Below are 20867 nucleotides of genomic sequence, written 5' to 3'. Positions count from 1 at the left end.
GCAGATCAGCGAACGATTTCGGCGATGGCGGCGGCGACAAGGCCGCCGAAGATCAGCCAACCGACGACCGTGTTGGACTTGAAAAGCGCCAGGCACTGGTCGGCGTCGTCAATGTCGAGGACGCGGATCTGGTTGAGCATGTGCAGGCCCGCCGCGACCAGGCCGAGATAGGCAATCGGCGGCGCGCCCGTGCTGGCATAGCTGGCGGCCAGAAGCACGACCATGCCGCCATAAAGGATCACGAGCGCCGGCTTGGTACGCTCGCCGAACAGGCGCGCGGTCGAGCGCACGCCGACCAGCGCGTCGTCCTCCTTGTCCTGATGGGCGTAGATCGTGTCATAGCCGATCGTCCACAGGATGCAGCCCAGATAGAGCAGGACGGGCGTCGGCCCGAGCGATCCGTGCACGGCCACCCAGCCCATGAAGGCGCCCCACGAAAAGGCGAGGCCCAGAAAGAGTTGCGGCCAGTCGGTAAAGCGCTTGGCGAACGGGTAGATCGCGACAACTGCCAGCGAAGCGATACCCACGGCGATCGCCGTCCAGTTGAACTGGATGAGGACGACGAAGCCGACCAGCGACTGGGCGACCAGAAAGACCTTGGCCTGGGTGCGGGTCACCTGCCCGGACGGCAGCGGTCGCGACCGCGTGCGCGCGACCCTGTCGTCGATTTCGTGGTCGACAAGATCATTGTAGGTGCAACCCGCGCCGCGCATGGCGATCGCGCCGATCAGGAACAGGACGAGATGCCACGGATCGGGCAAACGGTCCAGAACGGGCATGCTTTCGGTGCCGTGGCCAAACGGCGCCAGCGCCGCCGCCCACCAGCACGGCCACAGCAACAGCCACCAGCCGATCGGCCGGTCCCAGCGCGCCAACTGCGCGAACGGCCAGACCGCCCGCGGCATCACCGCATAGACCCAATGGCCCGATGGCGCGTCGGCGACGCGGCCCTGCCCGGCCTTTGACTGCACATTGTCCATGATTGCCTCGTCGCAACCCTGTGGGCAAAGGTCAAGCGCACGGGGCCGGTCTTGACCCGCGTCGTGGTGCCGCGTAGCGCCGGGCCATCGATGGCCGTTGGGAGTTGAGCGAAATGCGCGTTCTGTTGATCGGCGGCGGGGGCCGCGAACATGCGCTGGCGGCAAAGTTGGCCGCCTCGCCGCTTCTGACCGCGCTGATCTGCGCGCCCGGCAATCCCGGCACGGCCGCCATCGCCACCAATGCGGTGCTGGATGTCGCCAACCATTCCGCCGTCATCGATTTCTGCCGCATCCAGAGCATCGACCTCGTCGTCATCGGACCGGAAGCGCCGCTCGTCGCCGGCCTTGCCGACGATCTTGCCGCTGCCGGCATCGCGGTGTTCGGCCCGACAGCGGAGGCGGCACGGCTGGAAGGCTCCAAGGCCTTCACCAAGGAATTGTGCGACCGGCAGGGCATTCCGACCGCCGCCTACGGACGGTTCAACAATGCGCCCAAGGCGAAGGCCTACGTCCGGCAACAGGGCGCGCCGATCGTCATCAAGGCGGACGGGCTTGCGGCCGGCAAGGGCGTGACCGTAGCCATGACCGTGGAAGAGGCTCTGGCCGCGATCGACGACTGCTTCGAGGGCGCGTTCGGCGATGCGGGAGCGGAAGTGGTCGTCGAGGCGTTCCTGGAAGGCGAGGAGGTGAGCTTCTTTTGCCTGTGCGACGGCAGGACCGCCCTGCCCCTGACCTCGGCGCAGGATCACAAGCGGGTCGGAGACGGTGACACGGGTCCCAACACCGGCGGCATGGGCGCCTATTCGCCCGCACCGATCTTCGATGCAGCGATGCAGGCGCGCGTGATGGAAGAAATCATCGCGCCGACGCTTTCCGGCATGGCGGCGATGGGCTGTCCCTTCACCGGTGTCCTTTATGCAGGCCTGATGGTGACGGACGAAGGTCCGAAGCTGATCGAATACAATGTCCGCTTCGGCGATCCCGAATGCCAGGTGATCATGCCGCGCCTGCGCGACGACCTGTTGCCGCTGCTCAAGGCAGCCGCCGAGGGCGCATTGGGCGATGCGACGGCGCGCTGGACGGATGACACCGCGCTCACCGTCGTCATGTGCGCACCGGGCTATCCGGCCGCGCCCGAAAAAGGTTCGGTGATCGGCGGCTTGGACAAGGCCGGCGCGATGGACGGCGTCACCATCTTCCATGCGGGAACGGCGCGGCGCGGCGGAGACCTCGTCGCCAATGGCGGGCGGGTGCTGAACGTCACCGCGACGGGAAGCACGGTGTCGGAGGCGCAGGCGCTCGCCTATCGAGCGGTAGAGGCGATCGACTGGCCGGACGGCTTCTGCCGTTCGGACATTGGCTGGCGCGCCATCGAACGCGAGCGCTGATCAGAGCGCCATCAACAGCGCGGCCTCGCCATTGATCAGTGCATCGGCCTGAGGGGTGAACTGCCCCAAGGCGCCATCGGGGTGAAGGACCACGGCTGGCAGCAGGGCGAGCCGTGCGCGGCTGCCCTTGACCCCCGACACAAGGATGCGGATCGCTGCTTCATCGGCGCGCGGATGGACCGGCCGGATGGCGATCGCGCCGAAACGGCGCTCCATGCCGGCCAATATGTCTGCGAGCATGGACGGCCGCGCGATCATCGAAAACCGGCCGCCGGGCCGGGCGATCGCCGATGCGGTCTTGATCCAGGCCAGCATCGTACTCGCGTCGATCACATGGGCGGCGGCCCGCGCAGCATTGGGCGATTGCCGGTCGCGCGCATCGTTGAACGGCGGATTGGCGATGACCTGATCGAAGCGCCCGCTTTCGAGACCCGCCGCTTCCCGGGCACGACCATCCAGCGTCACATCGGCGGCGACGATCCGCACGCGCGGCTGAAGGCTGGCGTTTTCCGCGCGCTGCATCGTCTGGCGCGCGCAGTTCGCCATCACGGGATCGTTCTCGAACAGCGTCGCACGGGCATCGGGGCACCGGCTGAGGACGGCCAGCGCCGCCGCGCCGGCGCCCGCCCCCAGATCGGCTAGCGTTCCATCAAATCCGGCGGGCACCGTCGCCGCCAGAAGCATCGCATCGAGCCCGGCGCGATGGCGTCCACGCGAGGGCTGCACAAGAACGAACCGCCCGCGATGAAAAGCGTCTATGGTCGTTGACGACCCCGGATCAGCCCCTGCGTTCATGCCTTGAGTTCATGGGCAAGCCCCGCATCGTGCATGATGCGGCGCGCCTGGTCGATCCGGTCGCTTTCGACGAGGATGCGGCGGGGAATGGCGCCGATCGACCCTTCGATGATCGACATGTTCTGGTCGGCGATCATGACGCCGATGCCGGCATCGCGCATCAGCGCCTCGACAAAGGAGAGCGTGACGATGTTGTTCGAGCGCATCAGTTCTTCCATGGCGTTTGGTTACGCGCTTGCGCGCCAGCGGGCAAGCGAGCTTGCGACCAAGGCGCAGCCGGCGTGCCAATTCGCCGCTTGCTGGCCGCCGGGCGAAACCATAGGGTGCCGCCGAAAAAGGAGAGGCACTCATGGGTGTTGTCGTTGCCATCGACGAGCCGCCGCGCAAAAGCGGAATCGAGCCGCTCGTGGCGCTTGCCAAGCCCGGCATGGAACGGGTGAACCAGCTTATCCTCGACAAGGCCGGGTCGGATGTCCGGATGATCCCGGAAGTCGCCAACCATCTGATCAACTCGGGCGGCAAGCGGCTGCGGCCGATGCTGACGATCGCGAGCGCCGAAATGTTCGGCTATCAGGGCGATCACCACATCAAGCTCGCCGCCAGCGTCGAGTTCATGCACACGGCGACGCTCTTGCACGACGACGTGGTCGATGAGAGCGACCGGCGCCGGTCAAAGCCGACGGCGCGGATCATCTGGGGCAATCAGGCCAGCGTTCTCGTCGGCGATTTCCTTTTGGGACAGGCCTTCCGGATGATGGTCGATGTCGGCTCGATGGACGCGCTCGATGTCTTGTCGACCGCCTCTGCGATCATCGCCGAAGGCGAGGTGATGCAGCTTTCGGCCGCCAAGAAACTGTCGACCACCGAGGATGACTATCTCGCCGTCATCAAGGCCAAGACCGCCGCTTTGTTCCTTGCTGCGGCCGAAGTCGGGCCGATCGTCGCCGGCGCGGGCAGCGACGAACGTGCGGCGCTGCGCTCCTATGGGCTCAATCTGGGCCTTGCCTTTCAGCTCGTCGACGACGTGCTCGACTATGGCGGCGATGCCGGCGATCTGGGCAAGAATGTCGGCGACGATTTCCGGGAGGGCAAGATTACGCTGCCGGTCCTGCTGGCCTACCGGCGCGGCTCGGACGATGAGCGCGGCTTCTGGAAACAGAGCCTTGAAGACGGCGACAATGGCGCCGAGCGGTTGGAAAAGGCGCGGGCGCTGATGGCCAGGCATGGCGCGCTGGCCGACACGATCCAGCGGGCGCGGCACTTCGGTGCGATCGCGCGCGATGCGCTGGCGCCGATGCCGGCGACGCCGCAAAAGGACGCGCTTCTCGAGGTCGTCGATTTCTGCATCTCGCGCCTTAACTGAGCACTCGTCCCGCAGCGATGCGGCGTGATTGCCGCCGGGCCACAAAAGCGCCATGCTGGCGGGTGAATCGGAACAAGTCTCCAATCCACGGTTACAGGCCGCCCATGACCGCATCCTTCGCAAAGTCCTCGACGCTGGCCCTGATGGCGCTTGCCACGGCGCTGGCCGTCCAGCCACGGCCCGCCATCGCATCCGCTGATCCCGCACCCGGCTTCCATGCGCCGACACGGACATTTGCCGGAGCGTTCCTTGCGGCCAATGCGGCGCGCGAGCGGTTCGATTTCGGCGAGGCGGCGCGTTACTACGACGAGGCACTGCGCTTTGATCCCGGCAATCCGGGCCTGCGACGCGACCTGATGATCTCGCTGGTCACCGATGGCCAGATCGGCGCGGCGGTGCCCCACGCCGAGATCCTGAAGGACGAGGCCGATGTGGAGCGGATCGCGCGCCTTGTGCTCGGCGTCGAGGCAATTCGCGAAAACCGGTATCTGGATGCCGAACCGACATTGATCCTGGCCGTCGAAAACGACCTCGAACGGCTGTTGACGGGCATCCTCCGCGCCTGGGCGCGACACGGTGCGGGCGACACGGACGGCGCGCTCGACCTGATCGACGGCCTGCGAGGCCCGGACTGGTTCGACCTTTTCTCTTCCTATCACGGCGCGCTGATCGCCGATGCGGCCGGCCGGGCCGATCAGGCAAGAACCCGTTATGCGGACGGCATGAACAATGCCGCCGGCGGCAGCGCCTCGCCGCTGACCTATCTGCGGCTTGCTGAAGCCAATGCGCGGTTTCTGGCGCGCACCGGCGAACTGGCCGAAGCGCGCGAGGTGATCGGGCGCGGGCTTGGGACGGCGCCCAACAATCCGGACCTGCTCGCCGCTTCCGGGACCATCGACACGCCAGCGGGATCGCGCAACGTCATCGACACGCCGCAACTGGGCGCCGGAGAGATCCTGCTCAATCTGGGATCGGCGATCAACCGCGACGGCGCCGAGGACTTTGCCGCGCTCTATCTTGAGCTGGCGCGTTCAATGGCGCCGGAGAACGCGCAAATTCTGTTCGAGCTCGGCGGTATCGCCGAAAAGCTCGGCCAGCCGGAACGCGCGATCCGCTACTACGCATCGGTACCCGCCGATTCGCCGCTGGCGCGGATCGCCGACCTGCAGCGCGGGCTGGCGCTGTCGGCGCTCGATCGCCACGACGAGGCCAAGGCCACCCTCGCCGCCCTGATCGAGGACAATCCCGACGATTTTCGCGGTTATCTGGCGCTCGGCGGCGTCTACGCCTCGCTGAAGGAGTTCGAAGAGGCGGCCGATGTCTACGAGGCCGCCGTGACCCGGCTCGATCTCGACGATTCGCGCTTCTGGCAGATGCACTACCGTCTCGGGATCGCCTATGAGCGCACCGATCGGTGGCCCGAGGCCGAGCGCACGTTCAAGCATACTCTGACGCTGTCGCCCGACCAGCCGGATGTCCTCAACTATCTGGGCTATTCGTGGGTCGACATGAACATGCATCTCGATGAAGGCATCGAGATGATCCGCACCGCAGTCGAGCAGCGGCCGCGCGACGGCTATATCGTGGATTCGCTCGGCTGGGCTTATTACCGGCTCGGCGAGTTCGAAAATGCGGTGGAGCATCTGGAGCGGGCAACGGATCTTCGTCCGCGTGATTCCATCATCAACGACCATCTGGGCGACGCCTATTGGCGTGTCGGGCGCAAGCTGGAGGCGACCTATCAATGGTCGCGCGCGCTTGCCATGGAAGGCGAGGATGATGCGCTGGCCGAAATCCGCGCCAAGCTGGACGCGGCCAATGCCGGCGAGGAACCGGCGATCGCCGAAAGCCGCGTCGACAGTGGTGCAGCTGAGCAGGCCAGCGACACCGCCGGCGGCAATGACGGCTGAGCCATGCCGGAAATTCCGGTGAGTCCGCCCGGCGCTTCGCTTGAAGACCTCGCGCCGGCCAAGATCAATCTGTGCCTGCACGTGACCGGCCGTCGCGCCGACGGCTATCATTTGCTCGATTCGCTGGTGGTCTTTGCCGACAGCGATGCCGCTGACCGGATCGCCGTGGCGCCGTCCGATACCGACCGGTTTTGCGTGAACGGGCCGGAGGCATCGGGGCTCGAAAGCGACAACAGCGCCGGCAATCTGGTGACCACGGCGCGCGACTGGCTGCGTGCGCAGAGCGATACCGCCAGCCCGGTTGCCTTGACGCTCGATAAGAATTTGCCGGTGGCGTCAGGCATTGGCGGCGGTTCGGCCGATGCCGGCGCGACGTTGCGGCTGCTGGCCCGTTTGTGGAGTGCCGAAGCGGCGATCGGTGCCGATCGGTCCGAAGCGATCTGCAATGCGCTCGGCGCCGATATCGCCATGTGCGTTCATGGCGGGCCTTTGCGCGTGCGCGGCATCGGCGAGCGGCTCGATCCGGTCGCCGGCCTGCCAGCCCTGCCGGCTCTTCTGGTCAATCCGCGCGTCGCAGTCGCCACGCCGTCCGCCTTCGCCGCGCTGCAAGACCGGGACAATACGCCGGTCCCGGCAATGCCGGATGGCGGCTTCGCCGATATCGGCGCCCTCGCCGACTGGCTGTCGGCCGGGACGCGCAACGATCTGGCTTCGCCGGCCCGACAGCTGGTGCCGGCCATCGACGATGTGCTTGGCGCGCTGCGGTCCAGCGGTGCGCTGATGGCCCGCATGTCGGGTTCTGGCGCGACCTGTTTCGGCCTGTTCACAACGCGCAAGCAGGCCGTGGACGCGGCCGAAACCATGGCCGGGGCGCGACCGGACTGGTGGATCAGGGCGACGATCCTGAACGCGGACACACCTGTCAGGAACCGGGCAGAACAGGGAGACGCCCATGTCGAGGCTTGATGAAACCCGACCGTTCATCGCGCTGGCGATTGCGGTGATGACCGTCTCGGACACGCGCAAGGAAGACCAGGACCGCTCCGGGCAAGCCCTCAAGGACCGGATCGAGGCCGCCGGGCACACGGTTGCCGGCTACGCGATCGTGCCGGACGAGATGGCGCGGATATCGGCGCAGGTGCGCGACTGGGCGGACGATGAGGGCATCGACATCGTCATCACCACCGGCGGCACGGGCTTTACCGGACGCGATGTGACGCCCGATGCGCTCGAGCCGATGTTCGACAAGCACATGGACGGTTTTTCCCATGTCTTCCACCGCATCTCGTTCGACAAGATCGGAACGTCGACCGTCCAGTCCCGCGCGACGGCCGGGCTGATCGGCACGACATTCGTCTTCGTTCTTCCCGGCTCGCCGGGCGCCTGCAAGGACGCCTGGGACGGCATCCTGAAATGGCAGCTCGACTACCGCCACATGCCCTGCAATTTCGTGGAGATCATGCCGCGTCTGGACGAGCATCTCAAACGCGGCGGCGGCAAGTCAGCGTGAGGCCGGCGGCAACAGTCCGGCCCTGAGGGTCCGCACCGCGACGCCGCGCGGCAACGCGTCGAGCGTCATGCCGGGGCGGCTCAAAGCCTGCGCCTGCGCCTTGGAGATCAGAAACCCGCGCGCGAACGGCCCGGTCAGGCCCCGTCGCGCGAACAGACGCGCCCAGAACGATTGGCCGGGATCGCGCGCCATGCGAAACCGGGCCGCACCAGCCGCACCCGTCGGCGCATTGATGTGCGTTTCCACCGCGGCGAGCCAATCGCCGACCAGCCGCGCGCCGGGCGGCAGGACCAGGATCCAGAGCCCGCGAGCAGTGTCGAGCATGGCCGACACATCGGCCTTCGATGCATCGATGATCGTGCAGCCAGCGATCTCGCCGACACGCGCGGTTTCGTCCGACGAATCGTGGTCAAGCACCAGCACGTCGCTGACGGCGCCACTGACCGCATGGCGCACCAGATCCGGCAACATGTGCGCCAGCCGGTCTTCGTCATTGTGCGTGGGAACCAGGACGGAGAGCATCCCGCACGCCTAACCGATGTTCCGGCGCGACGCAAAATCGTCAGTTTGTTCTTGTATTGTTCTGCCGATCACGATAGGAAAATAATCATTGAACCATGGACAGATTCGCACGGGAGCGCGGCATGAAGGCGATTGCCGAAGCAGATCAGATTGCAGGCCATCTCAGCGCACTGGACGGCGCGGTGGCCGCCAATCAGCATATCGAGGCATCCGGCATGCGTCGCGACAAGCGCCGCGTCCGCGGCCGGGCGAGCGCGATCAATCCCGCCGGGCGTTTCGAGGCGCTCAGCCGCACCGAGGAGGATGATGGCTGGCAGAGCCTTGAGGATCTGCCGCCGTTCAAGACCGAGGTGCAGGTCGAGCAGGCGCGCACGGTGATCACGCGCAACCAGTCGCCGGACATTTCGTTCGACCGGTCGATCAACCCCTATCGCGGCTGCGAGCACGGATGCGTTTATTGTTTCGCGCGCCCGACACATGCCTATGCGGGACTGTCGGCGGGCGTCGACTTTGAGTCCAAGCTGTTCGTCAAACCCGATGCGGCAAAGCTTCTGGAAAAGGAAATCACCCGCAAGGGCTATGAGGCCCGATGCATCGCGATCGGCACCAACACCGATCCCTACCAGCCGATCGAGCGGGACTGGATGGTGATGCGCTCGATCCTGGAAGTGCTCGAACGCTACAATCACCCGGTCGGCATCGTGACCAAGTCGGCGCTGGTGACGCGCGACATCGACATCCTCTCGCGCATGGCCTCAAAAGGGCTGGCCAAGGTGGCGCTGTCGGTGACCACGATGGACCGGATGCTGGCCCGGACGATGGAGCCCAGGGCCTCGACCCCGACAAAGCGGCTCGAAGCGATCCGGGCGCTGGCCGATGCCGGCATTCCAACCTCGGTCATGGTCGCGCCGATCATTCCGGGGCTGAACGATCACGAGATGGAGCGCATTCTCGATGCGGCGGCTTCGCTTGGCGCGACCCAGGCCGGCTATGTCCTGCTGCGCCTGCCGCTCGAGGTCGCACCGGTCTTCAAGGAATGGCTGCTGCGCCATTATCCCGAGCGCTACCGGCATGTGATGAGCCTGATCCGCTCGATGCGCGGCGGCAAGGATTATGACGCCGACTGGAACAAGCGCATGCGCGGCACGGGCCCCTATGCGTGGCAGATCGCGCGCCGCATGGAAATCGCCTGCAAACGGTTGGGGCTCTCGGGACGCGGCACGGCGCTGCGCACCGACCTGTTCGTCAAGCCCGCGCCAAACGGGGAGCAATTGGCGCTTTTGTAAACCCCGGACACGATTGGCATCGGCAGCCCACACGGCCCGTCCCCGCCGTTTTTCGCAGCCGATGCCACGGTTCGCTTCACTTGGGCGGCTTCCCCTGCCGCCTGCCGCGCCGAACTGCCGACGGCGTGCCAAGCAAGCGAACCTTGCGGCGAATCGGGTTGCGTGTGATGGCTCTGCCATGACGTCGCATGCATCCGGTTCGCCGCTTCTTTTCGACTCCGGGCCGCGGGGCCCGGACTTTGCGTTCGAAGAGGCCCTTTACAAAAAGGGCCATAACGCTGTCGCCGGCGTTGACGAAGCCGGGCGCGGCCCGTTGGCAGGCCCTGTCGTCGCGGCCGCCATCGTGCTCGATCCATCGGTGGAAATTGCGGGCCTTGCCGATTCCAAGGCGCTGACGGCACGGCGCCGCGACATTCTGTTCGACGCGATCATGGCCGATGCGCGTGCGGTCAGCGTGGCAAGCGTCTGCGCCGACAGCATCGATGCGTCCGACATCCGCAAGGCGAGCCTTGCGGCGATGCGCGCCTGTGTGACCGGCCTTTTGCCGCGCGCCGATGCGGCGCTGTTCGACGGGCGCGACGTACCGCCCGGACTGCCGCCGGAGTTTGCGGCACAGTCGGTGATCAAGGGCGATGCGCGCTGTCTGTCGGTCGCCGCCGCCTCGATCGTCGCCAAGGTCAGCCGGGACCGGATGCTCGTCAACCTGTGCACGGCGCATCCGGGCTATGGCCTGTCGGGGCACAAGGGATACGGCTCGGCCGGCCATCGCGCGGCCATCGAACGTCTTGGCGGCGTTGCGCGCCTGCACCGTTTCACGTTCCGCCCGCTGTCCGGGCTCTGACAGACCAAAATACGTTTTGAACCGGCAACAAAAAACCGCGCCCGAGGGCGCGGCATTGATGCCTTGACCGGACCCAGCGGCGGTCAGTTCATGTGCGTTTTGACCTGGTCGATCGACGCCTTGAAGAGGTCGCCCCGCGTCGTTGCGGTCATCTTGTCGCCCAGCAACCGTTCGGCGGCTGCGACCGAGACATCGACGGCCGTGGCGCGCACGGCGTTGACCGCATCGAGTTCCGCCTGCGCAATCTTCTGCTCGGCGAGCGCGGTGCGGCGCTCCACATATTCCTCGGTCTTCTGTTTGGCTTCGGTCGTGATGTGCTCGGCCTCGCTCCTGGCAGCCTCGACGATGCTTTCGGCTTCGCTTTCGGCTTCCTTGCGCTTGCGCTGATATTCGGCCAGCAGTTGCTGGGCCTCCTCGCGCAGCCGGCGCGCCTCTTCCAGCTCGTTGCGGATCTTGTCGCCGCGGCTGTCGATGCCGCGCGTGATCATCCCCGGCACCTTGAAATAGACCAGGATGCCAAAGAACAGGAAAAGACCGATCAGAGCCCAGAAACTTGAATCGAACATGTCCTAATCCCTTCCGGCGCCCTAGCGGCGCACCGCGCCGACCGCTTTGGTCAGCTCGGCCTTGGTGACCGAAGTGCCGACCAACTGATCGACAATCGCGGCGGTGGTGTCGGTCGCGATCGAGCCGACTTCGGCCATTGCCTTTTCGCGAATGGATGCGATCCGGCTTTCCGCCTCTTCGAGCTTGGAGGCCAGTTCGGCTTCCACCTTCTGGCGTTCGGCCTCGGCTTCGGCCTTGGCCTTGTCGCGCGCCTTCTGGCCGATCTCGCCGGCCGTCGTGCGCGCCTGCGCCAGTTCCTGCTCGTAGGCGGCATGCGCCTCGTCGGCCTTTTCCTGCAGGTCGCGGGCCATGTCGAGGTCGCCGGCTATGCGGTCCTGCCGGGTCTCCAGAATCTCGCCGATGCGCGGCGAGATCACCTTGGCGATGAACCAGTAGAAAAAGCCGAAGGTGATCGCCAGCCAGAACAGCTGCGATGCATAGCTCGATGTATCGAACGGCGGAAAGGCGCCGCCGCCCTCTTGGGCTGCTTCGGTGCTGGCGGCCAGCGCAGCGGTGACGAACATGGCGTTACCCCAAAAGGCTTCTGGTCATGCGGCCTGTCCGCCTTCGGACGAGACCGCGGGATGAGGCGGACGGCCGCCGCATCCATGGTTCCGGCGTCGATCAGACTGCGAAGAGCAGCAGCAGGGCGACGAGCAGCGAGAAGATGCCCAGCGCCTCGGTCACGGCGAAGCCGAAGATCAGGCGGCCGAACTGGCCGTCGGCGGCCGACGGGTTGCGCAGTGCGCCGGACAGATAGTTGCCGAAGATGGATCCGAGGCCGATGGCCGCGCCACCCATGCCGAGACAGGCGATACCGGCGCCGATGAACTTTGCTGCTTCCGCTTCCATGGTGAGCTCCTTTGAACGAAGAATTTGCGGGATGGGTTGTGGCGGCGGGCCGCCATGTGGATCAGTGGCTCGGGTGCAATGCGTCGTTGAGATACATGCAGGTCAGAACCGCGAAGACATAGGCCTGGAGAAACGAGACCAGGAATTCGAGCGCTGTCATGGCGACGACCATGATCAGCGGCAGGATGGCGCCGCCGATGCCGACCGCGCCCAGCGCACCGAGCGAAACGACGAAGCCGGCGAAGACCTTCAGCGTGATGTGGCCGGCCAGCATGTTGGCGAACAGGCGGACAGACAGGCTGATCGGACGCGACAGGAACGAGATGACCTCGATCGCAACGACCAGTGGCACGAGCACGCCCGGCACCCCTTCGGGCACGAACAGGCCCAGAAACTTCAGCCCGTGCTTCATGAAGCCGTAGATGATCACAGTGCCGATCACCAGCATGGCGAGCGCGAAGGTGACGATGATGTGGCTGGTCACGGTGAAGAAATAGGGGAACATGCCGAACAGATTGGCGAACAGCACGAACATGAAGAGCGAAAACACAAACGGGAAGAACCGCATGCCCTGGCTGCCGGCCGCATCGCGCAGCATCGAGGCGACGAACTCGTAGGACATTTCGGCCATCGACTGCAGCCGGCCCGGCACGAGGCCCCGGTTGGCGCTGCCGAAATAGAGGAAGGCCGACGCGGTCGCGACGGTTGCGACCATGAAGAGCGAGGAGTTGGTGAACGACAGGTCGAGACCCGCAACATTCTCCAGCGGCACGATCGTGTTGATCTCGAACTGCTTGATGGGATCGTTCGCCACCGTGCCTGTCTCCGTCCTTGCCGGGCGCCGGGCGCCCTTGTCATTTGCAACCGCGGCGTGATGCCGTCAGTCGTCGCCCTCTTGCGATCCGGGCCCGTCGCCGAGCCGTTCTCCGCGCTTGCCCGCAGCCGGATGGGCCACCTTGCCCGCCGCGCGCAACACATTCAAAACACCGGCAGCAAAACCAAGCAGCAGGAAGACAATCAGTCCCCACGGACTGGTGCCAGCCACCTGGTCGAGCAGATATCCGAGCCCGGCGCCAACCAAGATGCCCGCGACGAACTCGCTGGACAGTTTGAGCGCAGCCGCGATCCCGGTTCCGGCTCCCTCCTGCCGCCCTTCGTCAGCCGCATCCCCGCTCGGGGCGCGTTGCGCCAGCGCTTCTTCGAGCGCCCGGCGCCGCTGTTCCAGATCGGCATTCGGTTTCGAGACGGCACGCCCGCCCTGCTTGTCACCGGCCGGGGTGCGTGTTGGCTTGTCTGCTGCCATGACCCTGAACCTGACGCGCGAGACGGGCCGCAGGCCCCCTCAAATTGCGCGCAACATAGTTTCGGCCCTGTCATTCGTCAAGGCGGATTGGGCGGTGCAATATGAGCAGGAAAACGATTTTAAATCAGATATTTATGGCGGGATTGCCGATTCGTCGCACAGCGCAACGACAGGCTTTAGACCAAATGCCGACGTGGGGCGGTGACGATCAGCTCCAGCCGCCGCCATAGGTGCGGTAGAAGATGTGCAGGCCGATCCGCGTCAGCCGTTTCATCGACCGGGCCCAGCGCGGGTTGACATAGGTGGCGTGATAATGGGTCGACGAGCCGACCTCGTCGAGCCAGATCTTGCCGGCCGTGGTGGCCATCGCGATGTCCTTGGCCTTCTGCCACATGTGCGGCTCGGTGATGCGGTCGCGAATGCCGTCGCAGGCAAACGAGAACTGGCAGCGGTTGCGCCAATGCCGGTTCTGATAGACGACACCACAGATCGAGTTCGGGAATGAGGGGTTGCGCACCCGGTTGAGGATCACCTGGGCGACGGCTGCCTGACCGCGCGCGATCTCGCCGCGGGCCTCGAAGTAAATGCCTTCGGCAAGGCATTTCTGCTCGCGATCGGAAAAGACGCGCGGCGGCAGCGGGCTGCTGGCCCAGGCGTGATCGTTTTCCGGTACCGGCGGAATGAACCGGCCGCGGCCGGCCGGCTCGCTGCGCAGCAGGCTGGCGAATGGCGATTCTTCGGCGAAGTCGGCTTCCGGCGGCGCATAGGCGGTCGCCAGGACATCGGGATTGGTATTGGTGACCAGGGACGCGATCATCGAGGACACCTGGGGCTCGGGCGCCGGCTTGCGAATGTGGAACGCGGCGGCGATCTGCATCTCTTCGCCGCGAATTTCCGGCTTGACGAAAGCCATCTGCACGCCGTCCTCAAGCGAGGGCCGCAGGATGCTGGACTGGCGTTCCAGGATCGAGCCAGCCGAGAAATCCTTGGGCGGGGCGGCGGGAACGACGGCGGCGATGCGGCCGGACTTCTCGGTGCGGTTGATGCGCGCCTCGTCGGGCGTGTCGGGCAGAACCTGCTTTTCGCTGATCACGGCGAGCGGCCCGACGCCCGATTGCGCGCCATCGGGTTTGCGGATCGCGCCGGTGACACCGGTATCGACCGGGAAACGGACTTCGGCGGAGTGGATCGAACCGACGCCGGCCCGGCTGACATGCATCAGCCAGCGGTCTTCGGCGGCCGTGTCGATGCCCGAAACGAGAACCGACATGTCCTGGAGGGACATTTGCGACGGATTGGCGACAACAACAGCGGAGGCGAACGCAAACGGCACGATGAACTTCGTGCCAAAAAGACGCAGAAAACGCACTGACCAACTCCGAAATGCTTGCAACGCAAAGCGAACGAGCAGCACAATGCGGCATTAACCTTGATGAGCCGTTAAGTGGCCGGTCAATTTTTGTTAAGGGGTCGCCGGCGACGCAAGAGCGTTCACCTTCGGCGTTTGGCCTTGCCTGCGAACGGGTTGTCGGGCGAGCGCAGCATCAGCCGCACCGGCACGCCGGGCAGGTCGAAATCCTCGCGCAGCGCGTTGGTCAGATAGCGCAAATAGGATGCCGGCAGCGCATCGGGCCGTGAGCAGGACAGGACGAAGCCCGGCGGACGGGTCTTCGCCTGGGTGATGTATTTGAGCTTGATCCGGCGGCCCGAGACGGCTGGCGGCGGATGATGCTGGGCGACGGCGTCGAGCCATTTGTTCAGCCGCGCCGTCGCGACGCGCCGGTTCCAAACCTTGTGGGTGGCGACGATCTCCTCCATCAGCCGGTCGAGCCCGTAGCCGGTTTCACCCGAGACCGGAACCGCACGGACGCCACGGATTTGCGGCAGAAGGCGCGCGGTGCGTTCATGCAGGTCGGCCAGCCGCTCCTGCCGATCCTCGACCAGGTCCCATTTGTTGAACGCGATGACGGGCGCCCTGCCCTCGCGCGCGATCAGATCGACGATCTGCAAGTCCTGCTTTTCGAACGGAATCATCGAATCGAAAACCACAACGACGACCTCGGCGAAGCGGATCGCCCGCAGCGCATCGCCGACCGACAGCTTTTCAAGCTTTTCCTGCACGCGCGCCTTGCGCCGCATGCCGGCGGTATCGAACAGGCGCACCTTGCGCCCCCGCCACTGCCAGTCGACCGAAATCGAATCACGCGTGATTCCCGCCTCGGGCCCGGTCAGCAGGCGCTCTTGACCGACCAGCCGGTTGATCAGCGTCGACTTGCCGGCATTGGGGCGGCCGACGATGGCGATGCGCAAGGGCTTGGTGTCGTCATAGGCGGGCTCTTCGCCCTCGGGCACGTCCTCGACGGCGATGTCGGTCTCGGCCTCGTCGGCGCCGCCCTCCCGCTCGTGCGCCAGGGCCCGCTCCTCGCCGATGGCCTCAACGATCGCGTCGCGCAGATCGCCCAGGCCCTGACCGTGCTCGGCGGAAACCGGCACAGCTTCGCCGAGCCCGAGCGCATAGGCATCGTAGAGCCCTGCTTCGGCACCGCGTGCCTCGGCCTTGTTGGCGACAAGGACGACGGGCTTTCCCGAGCGGCGCAATATGTCGGCGAAGGTCCGGTCGGCGGCGGTCAGCCCGTTCTTGGCATCGACGAGAAAAAGCGCCAGATCGGCTTCGCCGACGGCAATCTCCGTCTGCGCGCGCATGCGGCCGGGCAGCGTTGACGCATCGCCTTCCTCAAGCCCGGCCGTGTCGATGACATCGAAACGCAGGTCGACAAGCCGTGCTTCATGCCGGCGCCGGTCGCGGGTGACGCCGGGCTCGTCATGCACCAGCGCGAGCTTGCGGCCCACCAGACGGTTGAACAGCGTCGACTTGCCGACATTGGGCCGGCCGACAATTGCGATGGTGAACGACATGGCTCAGCCTTCGGCAACCGCGCCGCTGGCCACGATCAACTCGACCATCATCTGCGCGCGGCCGGCAACGCCCTGCGGCGCCAATTCGTCGTTCAGGATCTCGTCGAACAGGCGTTTTGCGTCGGCAAAGCGGTCTTCGTTCCAAGCGGCAAGACCCATCGCCTCGCGCGCCGAATGGCGCAGCGGATTGTCGGGCGCGGTCAGTTGTTCGGCGCGGCTGGCGACATCGGTGTAGCTGCCGTGATCGACCATCACATAGGCGGCGCGCAGCCGCGCCATGTCGCGCAGCGCGACCGGAACGGAGCGGTCGGCGGCGATCGCATCGAACGCGGTAACGGCCGCATCGGTTTCGCCCTGTTCCAACTGCACCGTCGCCGCGCGCATCCGCGCCAGAACGGGATATTGTCCGAATCCGTCGGCTTCGAGTGAGCGCAACCGTTCCATGGCGGCGTCGGACTGGCCGTCATTGGCAAGGTTGAGTGCTTCAAGGAACCGGTCGCCCGATGCGGACGCCTGACGGGCGCTGTACCATTCCCAGCCGCGATAGCCGGCGGCGACGGCGACGATCAGCACCGCGCCGGCGACGATCAGGACACCGAACCGTTCCCAGAAGTTCTTGAGCCGCTCGGAGCGAAGCTCCTCTTCGACCTCGCGGAAAAAACCGTCGTCCGACATTACAAAACCCAGAAGACCAAAACGTTGCGCCGCTTTACCGGCAAATTGCGCGCATTGTAAGTGGGATCGCCCGCCTCACATGGCAACCGGCGGCACGCCGAACAGCCACAGATGGCCCTGCAGGATCAGCCACAGATAAAGCGCGGTGCCGACGACCGCCGCGATGCCGTCGTAAAGGACGGCCGGATTGTCATACACCGGATCGCCGCGCCGCTTGACCGAAATACGGTTCCACACGCCCCAGCCCAGGAACGCGCCGAAAAGGATGAGCGATGCCAGATCGCCATTGGCAAGCAGATGGCCGAACGCCCAGACCTTAACGCCCAGGATCATCGGATGCTTGACGGCGCGCTTGATGTAGCCGGCCGGCAGTTGCGAGGCGACCAGCAGGATCAGCGCCGGCAGCATCAGCAGAAGATTGATATGCGCCATCCATGTCGGCGGTACCCACAGGACCGGCGCAACCATGCGGGCCTCGCCGAAACCCCAGATCAGCAGCACGAAGCCGATCAGCGAGACGGCCGAATAGACGCCCTTCCAAAACCCCTCGCCGCGTTCGGCGATCACGCCATCGCGAAAGTCCGGCGCCACCATGCGCACCGAATGGATGCCCAGAAAGACGATAATGCCCGCCACAAGCCAGATCATGGCCAAACTCCCCGAACTTGCGCCGGTCTTCGGCGCTTTCTATCGTCCCCCTATGACAGCGAACGTGAAAAAGGCCAAGGCGCGGCTTGCCGCACTCAAGGCGGAGATCGAATCCCTGCTTGTCATGGGGGCCGACGCCAACGCACCGGTCGAACTCGACCAGGTTGCGGTCGGGCGGCTTTCGCGCATGGATTCCATGCAGCAGCAGGCGATGGCCCAGGCGGCCGAAAGAGCGCGCCGGCGCGATCTGGTGCGCATCGAGATGGCCGAGCGCCGCATCGCGGAAGGCGAGTACGGATTTTGCTCCGAGTGCGGCGACGAGATCGCCGAGAAGCGCCTGGACGTCGATCCGATGGCCGAACGCTGCATCAATTGCGCGCAATAGGCGGCGGGTCCCCCCGTCGATCTTGACAACGTCAAATAACACACCATCTGACCTGACACTGCCAACACAAAGGACACTCCGCCATGACCCAACGCGTCGTCCTGACCGGTGCATCCGGCTTTATCGCCAAGCATATCGTGCTGCAGCTTCTCAATGCCGGGTTTGCCGTTCACGGCACGGTCAGGTCGATGAAGCGGGCCGACGAGGTGCGCGACGCGGTCCGGCCGCATCTTGACGACGCGCAGGCGCTGGACCGGCTCACCTTTGCCGAACTCGATCTGACCAGCGACGACGGCTGGGGCGAGGCGCTCGAAGGCGCCGATGTGCTGATGCATACCGCCTCGCCGTTCCCGCTGGCCCAGCCGAAAGACGAAAATGAGGTGATCCGCCCAGCCGTCGACGGCACGCTGCGGGCGCTGAAAGCCGCCAAGGCCGCGGGCGTCAAACGCGTCGTGCTCACCTCTTCAATGGTGTCGGTGATGGAAAAGGACGCGCCGGACAATGGCAAGGAATACACCGCCAGCGACTGGAGCGACGTCAATTCGGCGCGGATCAACCCCTATGGCAAGTCGAAGACGCTGGCCGAGCGAGCCGCATGGGACTTTGTCGGCAACGAAGCGCCCGACATGCAACTGACCGCCATTAATCCCGGTCTGGTGCTCGGTCCGGCGCTCGATGCGCATTACGGCACGTCGCTGGGCGTGGTGGAGCGTGTTCTTTCGGCCAAGGATCCGATGCTGCCCAATTTCGGTCTGCCGGCGGTGGATGTGCGCGATGTGGCCCACATGCACGTCAAGGCGCTGTCGGTACCAGACTCGATCGGCAAGCGGCTCATCGCCGTTTCGGATTTTATCTGGTTTCCGCAGATCGCCGACATGCTGGCCAAGGCCTATCCGGACCGCAAGATCGTCACGCGGCGCGCACCGAATTTTGTGATACGGCTGATGGCGCTGTTCGATGCCGAGATACGCACGATCGCGCCCAATCTCGATGTGCACAGGCAGATCGACAACAGCGAAACCAAATCGGTGCTGGCGATGGAGTTCCGGACGGTCGAAGAGGCCGTGCGTGCGTCAGCGGAAAGCATCATCACGCACGGCGATCAGTGAAGCCGCCGCCCCGCACCGAAGCGCCGGACGGCCTGTCGTGACAGCCTTCCGTCAGGCGGCCCAGCCCAGCTTGTAGACGTGGATCTCGAAGGTGGGGTGCTGTTCGGCACCGATCACCTCGGGCTTGGCGTGCCGGTAGGTCGACCGCCAATAGGGCTGAATGATCACGCCTTCGTCGCGCATGATCTGCTGGATCTGCGCCATCAGCTCGCGCCGCTGATCAGGGTCGGGAATGGCCATCGCCTCGTTCAGAAGCCTGTCGAACTCTGCGTTGGCAAAACCCGATTCGTTCCACGCCTCGCCCGACCGGTAGGCCAGCGAAAGGACCTGCACGCCGAGCGGACGCTGCGCCCAGTCGGTGGCGCTGTAGGGGTACTTCGTCCAGTCGTTCCAGAAGGTCGAGCCGGGCAGCACAGTACGCTTGACGTTGATGCCGGCGGCGCGGAGCTGGGCGGCCACCGCGTCGCAGGTCGGCTTGCGCCAACTGTCATCGATCGAGATCAGATCGTGTTCGAAGTCGGCCATGCCGGCTTCTTCCATGAGCGCCATCGCCGCATCGGGATCGAACTCGGCCGGGCCGATGTCCGCATATTCGGGATGGATCGGACAGACATGGTGGTTTTCAGCCACCGTGCCCAGCCCGGCATAGCCCAGCTGCAGACAGACCTGGTTGTCCACGGCGAGTGCCAAAGCCCGACGCACGCGCGGATCGGCGTAAGGCTTCATTCCGTCTACCTCGGCATCCTGGTTTGGCCGGATGACAACGGTGTTGGCCGTCACCGCCTCGGATTTGGCCCAGCCGAACTGGTCCATGATCGCGACGAAATCACCGATCGATTCGTAGACCATGTCGACTTCATCGGATTCAACGGCGGCAACCACGGCGGCTTGTTCGGTGCCGTAGTCGATATATTCGATCCGGTCGAGGAAGGCGCCCTCGCCCCACCATTCATGGCCCTCGTTGCGCACCAGCACGCCACGGTCGCCGACCGCGTATTCTCCCGGAAGGTAAGGCCCGGTGCCAACCGGGTCGGCCATCGGATCGCCGCCGAAGCCGCGCGGCACGATCTGCGCCGGATAATCGGACATGCCGGCGATCAGCGTGATGTCTGGACGCGGCAGGTTCAGCCGCACAGTCAGATCGTCCACGACCTCGATGGCGCCTTCGCGCGCCTTGTTCGTGTCGGGGTCGATCAGTGCGTCGAGGCGGGCGGCCATGGAGTTGCCCTCCACGTCCTTTTCGCACCAGCGCTCGATGTTGAAGGCCACGTCCTCGGCGACGAAATCATCGCCATTGTTCCATTTGACGCCCGGACGCAGGTTCAGCACGTATTCGGTCGCGTCGTCGCTGACGGTCCAGCTTTCCAGCAGCATCGGCCGGATGGTGCCGTCGCGGTTGTATTCGACCAGATATTCGAGCCAGCCGCGCGTGTAGTTGGACATTTGCGGCCAGTCAAAGGTGCGCGGATCGCGCAGGGGGCGCACTTCACTCTGGATGCGCAGCGTGCCGCCCTGCTGTGGCGTCGCGGCGCGTGCCTTGGGAGCGGGAAGGCCGACCATCGCATAGGCGGCGGCAACGCCGACGCCCAACGCGGTGGCGCGGGCAAAGAACTCGCGGCGCGACATCGTGCCGTTCTTCGTCTCGTCAGCCGCCGAGCGGGCGGCGGGATGGATGTGTTCGGTGTGCGTTTTTGCGGGTACGCGCATGGATGCATTGCTCCTTTGGGGCAATCGAAAGGGATAGGGGGGCAGGGATCGGTCTGCGCGTCCTGTTGTTC

General features: G+C 65.4%; 24 protein-coding genes. 10 read left to right on the top strand and 14 right to left on the bottom strand.

Annotated elements, in window-relative coordinates; all coding sequences use genetic code 11:
- Nucleotides 1-5 precede the first annotated feature (5 nt).
- The gene (gene ubiA / locus ACOQOU_RS13880) at nt 6-980 is read right to left on the bottom strand and encodes a 4-hydroxybenzoate octaprenyltransferase (RefSeq protein WP_306025313.1); all 975 of its coding nucleotides are present in this window, start codon (nt 978-980) and stop codon (nt 6-8) included.
- A 113-nt stretch (nt 981-1093) separates the two neighbouring features.
- On the opposite strand from ubiA, the gene purD reads away from it, so the two are divergent.
- Nucleotides 1094-2368: a phosphoribosylamine--glycine ligase gene (purD, locus tag ACOQOU_RS13875; RefSeq protein WP_306025312.1), complete on the top strand. Its 1275-nt coding sequence runs from the start codon at nt 1094-1096 to the stop codon at nt 2366-2368.
- Here purD and ACOQOU_RS13870 read toward each other — a convergent pair whose 3' ends face one another.
- A complete protein-coding gene (locus ACOQOU_RS13870; protein ID WP_306025311.1) occupies nt 2369-3163 on the bottom strand; it encodes a tRNA1(Val) (adenine(37)-N6)-methyltransferase in 795 nt (264 codons plus the stop codon).
- Entirely contained in the window at nt 3160-3381 is a 222-nt protein-coding gene (locus ACOQOU_RS13865) for a DUF2007 domain-containing protein (RefSeq protein ID WP_109766603.1), read from the bottom strand. Before ACOQOU_RS13865 ends, ACOQOU_RS13870 begins: the two co-directional genes overlap by 4 nt.
- A 131-nt stretch (nt 3382-3512) precedes the next feature.
- On the opposite strand from ACOQOU_RS13865, the gene ACOQOU_RS13860 reads away from it, so the two are divergent.
- From ACOQOU_RS13860 to moaB, 4 genes are all read left to right on the top strand, one after another.
- A complete protein-coding gene (locus ACOQOU_RS13860) occupies nt 3513-4526 on the top strand; it encodes a polyprenyl synthetase family protein (protein WP_109766602.1) in 1014 nt (337 codons plus the stop codon).
- 104 nt (nt 4527-4630) lie between these two features.
- Nucleotides 4631-6436: a tetratricopeptide repeat protein gene (locus ACOQOU_RS13855; RefSeq protein WP_306025310.1), complete on the top strand. Its 1806-nt coding sequence runs from the start codon at nt 4631-4633 to the stop codon at nt 6434-6436.
- A gap of 3 nt (nt 6437-6439) precedes the next feature.
- Nucleotides 6440-7402 (top strand): 4-(cytidine 5'-diphospho)-2-C-methyl-D-erythritol kinase, encoded by a 963-nt coding sequence (locus tag ACOQOU_RS13850; RefSeq protein WP_420578733.1) that lies wholly within the window; start codon nt 6440-6442, stop codon nt 7400-7402.
- A complete protein-coding gene (gene moaB, locus ACOQOU_RS13845; RefSeq protein ID WP_306025308.1) occupies nt 7389-7946 on the top strand; it encodes a molybdenum cofactor biosynthesis protein B in 558 nt (185 codons plus the stop codon). Before ACOQOU_RS13850 ends, moaB begins: the two co-directional genes overlap by 14 nt.
- Here the strand turns inward: moaB and ACOQOU_RS13840 are convergent.
- Nucleotides 7938-8468 carry a glycosyl transferase family 2 gene (locus ACOQOU_RS13840; protein ID WP_109766598.1) on the bottom strand — a complete coding sequence of 177 codons (531 nt, stop codon included), beginning with the start codon at nt 8466-8468 and terminating at the stop codon, nt 7938-7940. The genes moaB and ACOQOU_RS13840 overlap by 9 nt on opposite strands.
- Nucleotides 8469-8590: 122 nt before the next feature.
- Here ACOQOU_RS13840 and ACOQOU_RS13835 point away from each other — a divergent pair, with 122 nt between their 5' ends.
- Nucleotides 8591-9754, top strand: coding sequence for a PA0069 family radical SAM protein (locus tag ACOQOU_RS13835; protein ID WP_306025375.1), 1164 nt, complete (start codon nt 8591-8593; stop codon nt 9752-9754).
- 178 nt (nt 9755-9932) lie between these two features.
- Complete coding sequence (locus ACOQOU_RS13830) at nt 9933-10595, top strand: ribonuclease HII (RefSeq protein ID WP_306025307.1); 663 nt, start codon at nt 9933-9935, stop codon at nt 10593-10595.
- An 83-nt stretch (nt 10596-10678) separates the two neighbouring features.
- Here ACOQOU_RS13830 and ACOQOU_RS13825 read toward each other — a convergent pair whose 3' ends face one another.
- From ACOQOU_RS13825 to ACOQOU_RS13805, 5 genes are all read right to left on the bottom strand, one after another.
- Entirely contained in the window at nt 10679-11161 is a 483-nt protein-coding gene (locus ACOQOU_RS13825) for a F0F1 ATP synthase subunit B (protein ID WP_306025306.1), read from the bottom strand.
- Nucleotides 11162-11182: 21 nt separating this feature from the next.
- Entirely contained in the window at nt 11183-11725 is a 543-nt protein-coding gene (locus ACOQOU_RS13820; protein ID WP_306025305.1) for a F0F1 ATP synthase subunit B, read from the bottom strand.
- A 100-nt stretch (nt 11726-11825) separates the two neighbouring features.
- Nucleotides 11826-12053 carry a F0F1 ATP synthase subunit C gene (locus ACOQOU_RS13815; protein WP_109766595.1) on the bottom strand — a complete coding sequence of 76 codons (228 nt, stop codon included), beginning with the start codon at nt 12051-12053 and terminating at the stop codon, nt 11826-11828.
- 61 nt (nt 12054-12114) lie between these two features.
- Complete coding sequence (locus tag ACOQOU_RS13810) at nt 12115-12867, bottom strand: F0F1 ATP synthase subunit A (protein WP_109766594.1); 753 nt, start codon at nt 12865-12867, stop codon at nt 12115-12117.
- A gap of 66 nt (nt 12868-12933) precedes the next feature.
- A complete protein-coding gene (locus ACOQOU_RS13805) occupies nt 12934-13356 on the bottom strand; it encodes an AtpZ/AtpI family protein (RefSeq protein WP_109766593.1) in 423 nt (140 codons plus the stop codon).
- Here ACOQOU_RS13805 and ACOQOU_RS13800 point away from each other — a divergent pair.
- On the top strand, nt 13355-13561 hold the full coding sequence (locus tag ACOQOU_RS13800) for a hypothetical protein (protein ID WP_306025304.1): 207 nt from the start codon (nt 13355-13357) through the stop codon (nt 13559-13561). The genes ACOQOU_RS13805 and ACOQOU_RS13800 overlap by 2 nt on opposite strands.
- 3 nt (nt 13562-13564) lie before the next feature.
- Here the strand turns inward: ACOQOU_RS13800 and ACOQOU_RS13795 are convergent, their stop codons facing one another.
- The 4 genes from ACOQOU_RS13795 to ACOQOU_RS13780 form a co-directional block, all read right to left on the bottom strand.
- Nucleotides 13565-14725, bottom strand: coding sequence for a cell wall hydrolase (locus ACOQOU_RS13795; RefSeq protein WP_245412849.1), 1161 nt, complete (start codon nt 14723-14725; stop codon nt 13565-13567).
- A gap of 122 nt (nt 14726-14847) precedes the next feature.
- Nucleotides 14848-16272, bottom strand: a complete 1425-nt coding sequence (gene der / locus ACOQOU_RS13790) for a ribosome biogenesis GTPase Der (RefSeq protein ID WP_109766591.1) — start codon at nt 16270-16272, stop codon at nt 14848-14850.
- Between the two features lie 3 nt (nt 16273-16275).
- Complete coding sequence (locus tag ACOQOU_RS13785) at nt 16276-16947, bottom strand: tetratricopeptide repeat protein (RefSeq protein ID WP_306025303.1); 672 nt, start codon at nt 16945-16947, stop codon at nt 16276-16278.
- A gap of 75 nt (nt 16948-17022) precedes the next feature.
- Nucleotides 17023-17595, bottom strand: coding sequence for an NnrU family protein (locus ACOQOU_RS13780; protein ID WP_306025302.1), 573 nt, complete (start codon nt 17593-17595; stop codon nt 17023-17025).
- Nucleotides 17596-17659: 64 nt separating this feature from the next.
- On the opposite strand from ACOQOU_RS13780, the gene ACOQOU_RS13775 reads away from it, so the two are divergent.
- Together ACOQOU_RS13775 and ACOQOU_RS13770 are read left to right on the top strand one after the other, a co-directional pair.
- Nucleotides 17660-17980, top strand: coding sequence for a TraR/DksA family transcriptional regulator (locus ACOQOU_RS13775; protein ID WP_346433269.1), 321 nt, complete (start codon nt 17660-17662; stop codon nt 17978-17980).
- An 83-nt stretch (nt 17981-18063) separates the two neighbouring features.
- Nucleotides 18064-19089 (top strand): NAD-dependent epimerase/dehydratase family protein, encoded by a 1026-nt coding sequence (locus ACOQOU_RS13770; RefSeq protein ID WP_306025301.1) that lies wholly within the window; start codon nt 18064-18066, stop codon nt 19087-19089.
- Between the two features lie 51 nt (nt 19090-19140).
- Here ACOQOU_RS13770 and ACOQOU_RS13765 read toward each other — a convergent pair whose 3' ends face one another.
- Complete coding sequence (locus ACOQOU_RS13765) at nt 19141-20796, bottom strand: ABC transporter substrate-binding protein (protein ID WP_306025300.1); 1656 nt, start codon at nt 20794-20796, stop codon at nt 19141-19143.
- Nucleotides 20797-20867: the final 71 nt, after the last annotated feature.

The organism is Oceaniradius stylonematis (assembly GCF_965223445.1).
Classification (GTDB): Bacteria; Pseudomonadota; Alphaproteobacteria; order Rhizobiales; family Rhizobiaceae; genus Roseitalea; species Roseitalea stylonematis.
Note: the sequence above shows the minus strand (reverse complement) of the source record. Positions and strands in the feature narration are given on the sequence as shown.

Bases quoted from the DNA above. Each gene is read 5' to 3' on its own strand.
- ACOQOU_RS13840 (WP_109766598.1), bottom strand. From the start codon at position 8,468: ATGCTCTCCGTCCTGGTTCCCACGCACAATGACGAAGACCGGCTGGCG.
- ACOQOU_RS13785 (WP_306025303.1), bottom strand. From the start codon at position 16,947: ATGTCGGACGACGGTTTTTTCCGCGAGGTCGAAGAGGAGCTTCGCTCC.
- ACOQOU_RS13860 (WP_109766602.1), top strand. From the start codon at position 3,513: ATGGGTGTTGTCGTTGCCATCGACGAGCCGCCGCGCAAAAGCGGAATC.
- ACOQOU_RS13815 (WP_109766595.1), bottom strand. From the start codon at position 12,053: ATGGAAGCGGAAGCAGCAAAGTTCATCGGCGCCGGTATCGCCTGTCTC.
- ACOQOU_RS13765 (WP_306025300.1), bottom strand. From the start codon at position 20,796: ATGCGCGTACCCGCAAAAACGCACACCGAACACATCCATCCCGCCGCC.
- ACOQOU_RS13835 (WP_306025375.1), top strand. From the start codon at position 8,591: ATGAAGGCGATTGCCGAAGCAGATCAGATTGCAGGCCATCTCAGCGCA.
- ACOQOU_RS13865 (WP_109766603.1), bottom strand. From the start codon at position 3,381: ATGGAAGAACTGATGCGCTCGAACAACATCGTCACGCTCTCCTTTGTC.
- ACOQOU_RS13820 (WP_306025305.1), bottom strand. From the start codon at position 11,725: ATGTTCGTCACCGCTGCGCTGGCCGCCAGCACCGAAGCAGCCCAAGAG.
- ACOQOU_RS13850 (WP_420578733.1), top strand. From the start codon at position 6,440: ATGCCGGAAATTCCGGTGAGTCCGCCCGGCGCTTCGCTTGAAGACCTC.
- ACOQOU_RS13800 (WP_306025304.1), top strand. From the start codon at position 13,355: ATGACCCTGAACCTGACGCGCGAGACGGGCCGCAGGCCCCCTCAAATT.
- ACOQOU_RS13805 (WP_109766593.1), bottom strand. From the start codon at position 13,356: ATGGCAGCAGACAAGCCAACACGCACCCCGGCCGGTGACAAGCAGGGC.
- moaB (WP_306025308.1), top strand. From the start codon at position 7,389: ATGTCGAGGCTTGATGAAACCCGACCGTTCATCGCGCTGGCGATTGCG.
- ACOQOU_RS13830 (WP_306025307.1), top strand. From the start codon at position 9,933: ATGACGTCGCATGCATCCGGTTCGCCGCTTCTTTTCGACTCCGGGCCG.
- ACOQOU_RS13870 (WP_306025311.1), bottom strand. From the start codon at position 3,163: ATGAACGCAGGGGCTGATCCGGGGTCGTCAACGACCATAGACGCTTTT.
- ACOQOU_RS13780 (WP_306025302.1), bottom strand. From the start codon at position 17,595: ATGATCTGGCTTGTGGCGGGCATTATCGTCTTTCTGGGCATCCATTCG.
- ubiA (WP_306025313.1), bottom strand. From the start codon at position 980: ATGGACAATGTGCAGTCAAAGGCCGGGCAGGGCCGCGTCGCCGACGCG.
- ACOQOU_RS13770 (WP_306025301.1), top strand. From the start codon at position 18,064: ATGACCCAACGCGTCGTCCTGACCGGTGCATCCGGCTTTATCGCCAAG.
- der (WP_109766591.1), bottom strand. From the start codon at position 16,272: ATGTCGTTCACCATCGCAATTGTCGGCCGGCCCAATGTCGGCAAGTCG.
- ACOQOU_RS13825 (WP_306025306.1), bottom strand. From the start codon at position 11,161: ATGTTCGATTCAAGTTTCTGGGCTCTGATCGGTCTTTTCCTGTTCTTT.
- purD (WP_306025312.1), top strand. From the start codon at position 1,094: ATGCGCGTTCTGTTGATCGGCGGCGGGGGCCGCGAACATGCGCTGGCG.
- ACOQOU_RS13855 (WP_306025310.1), top strand. From the start codon at position 4,631: ATGACCGCATCCTTCGCAAAGTCCTCGACGCTGGCCCTGATGGCGCTT.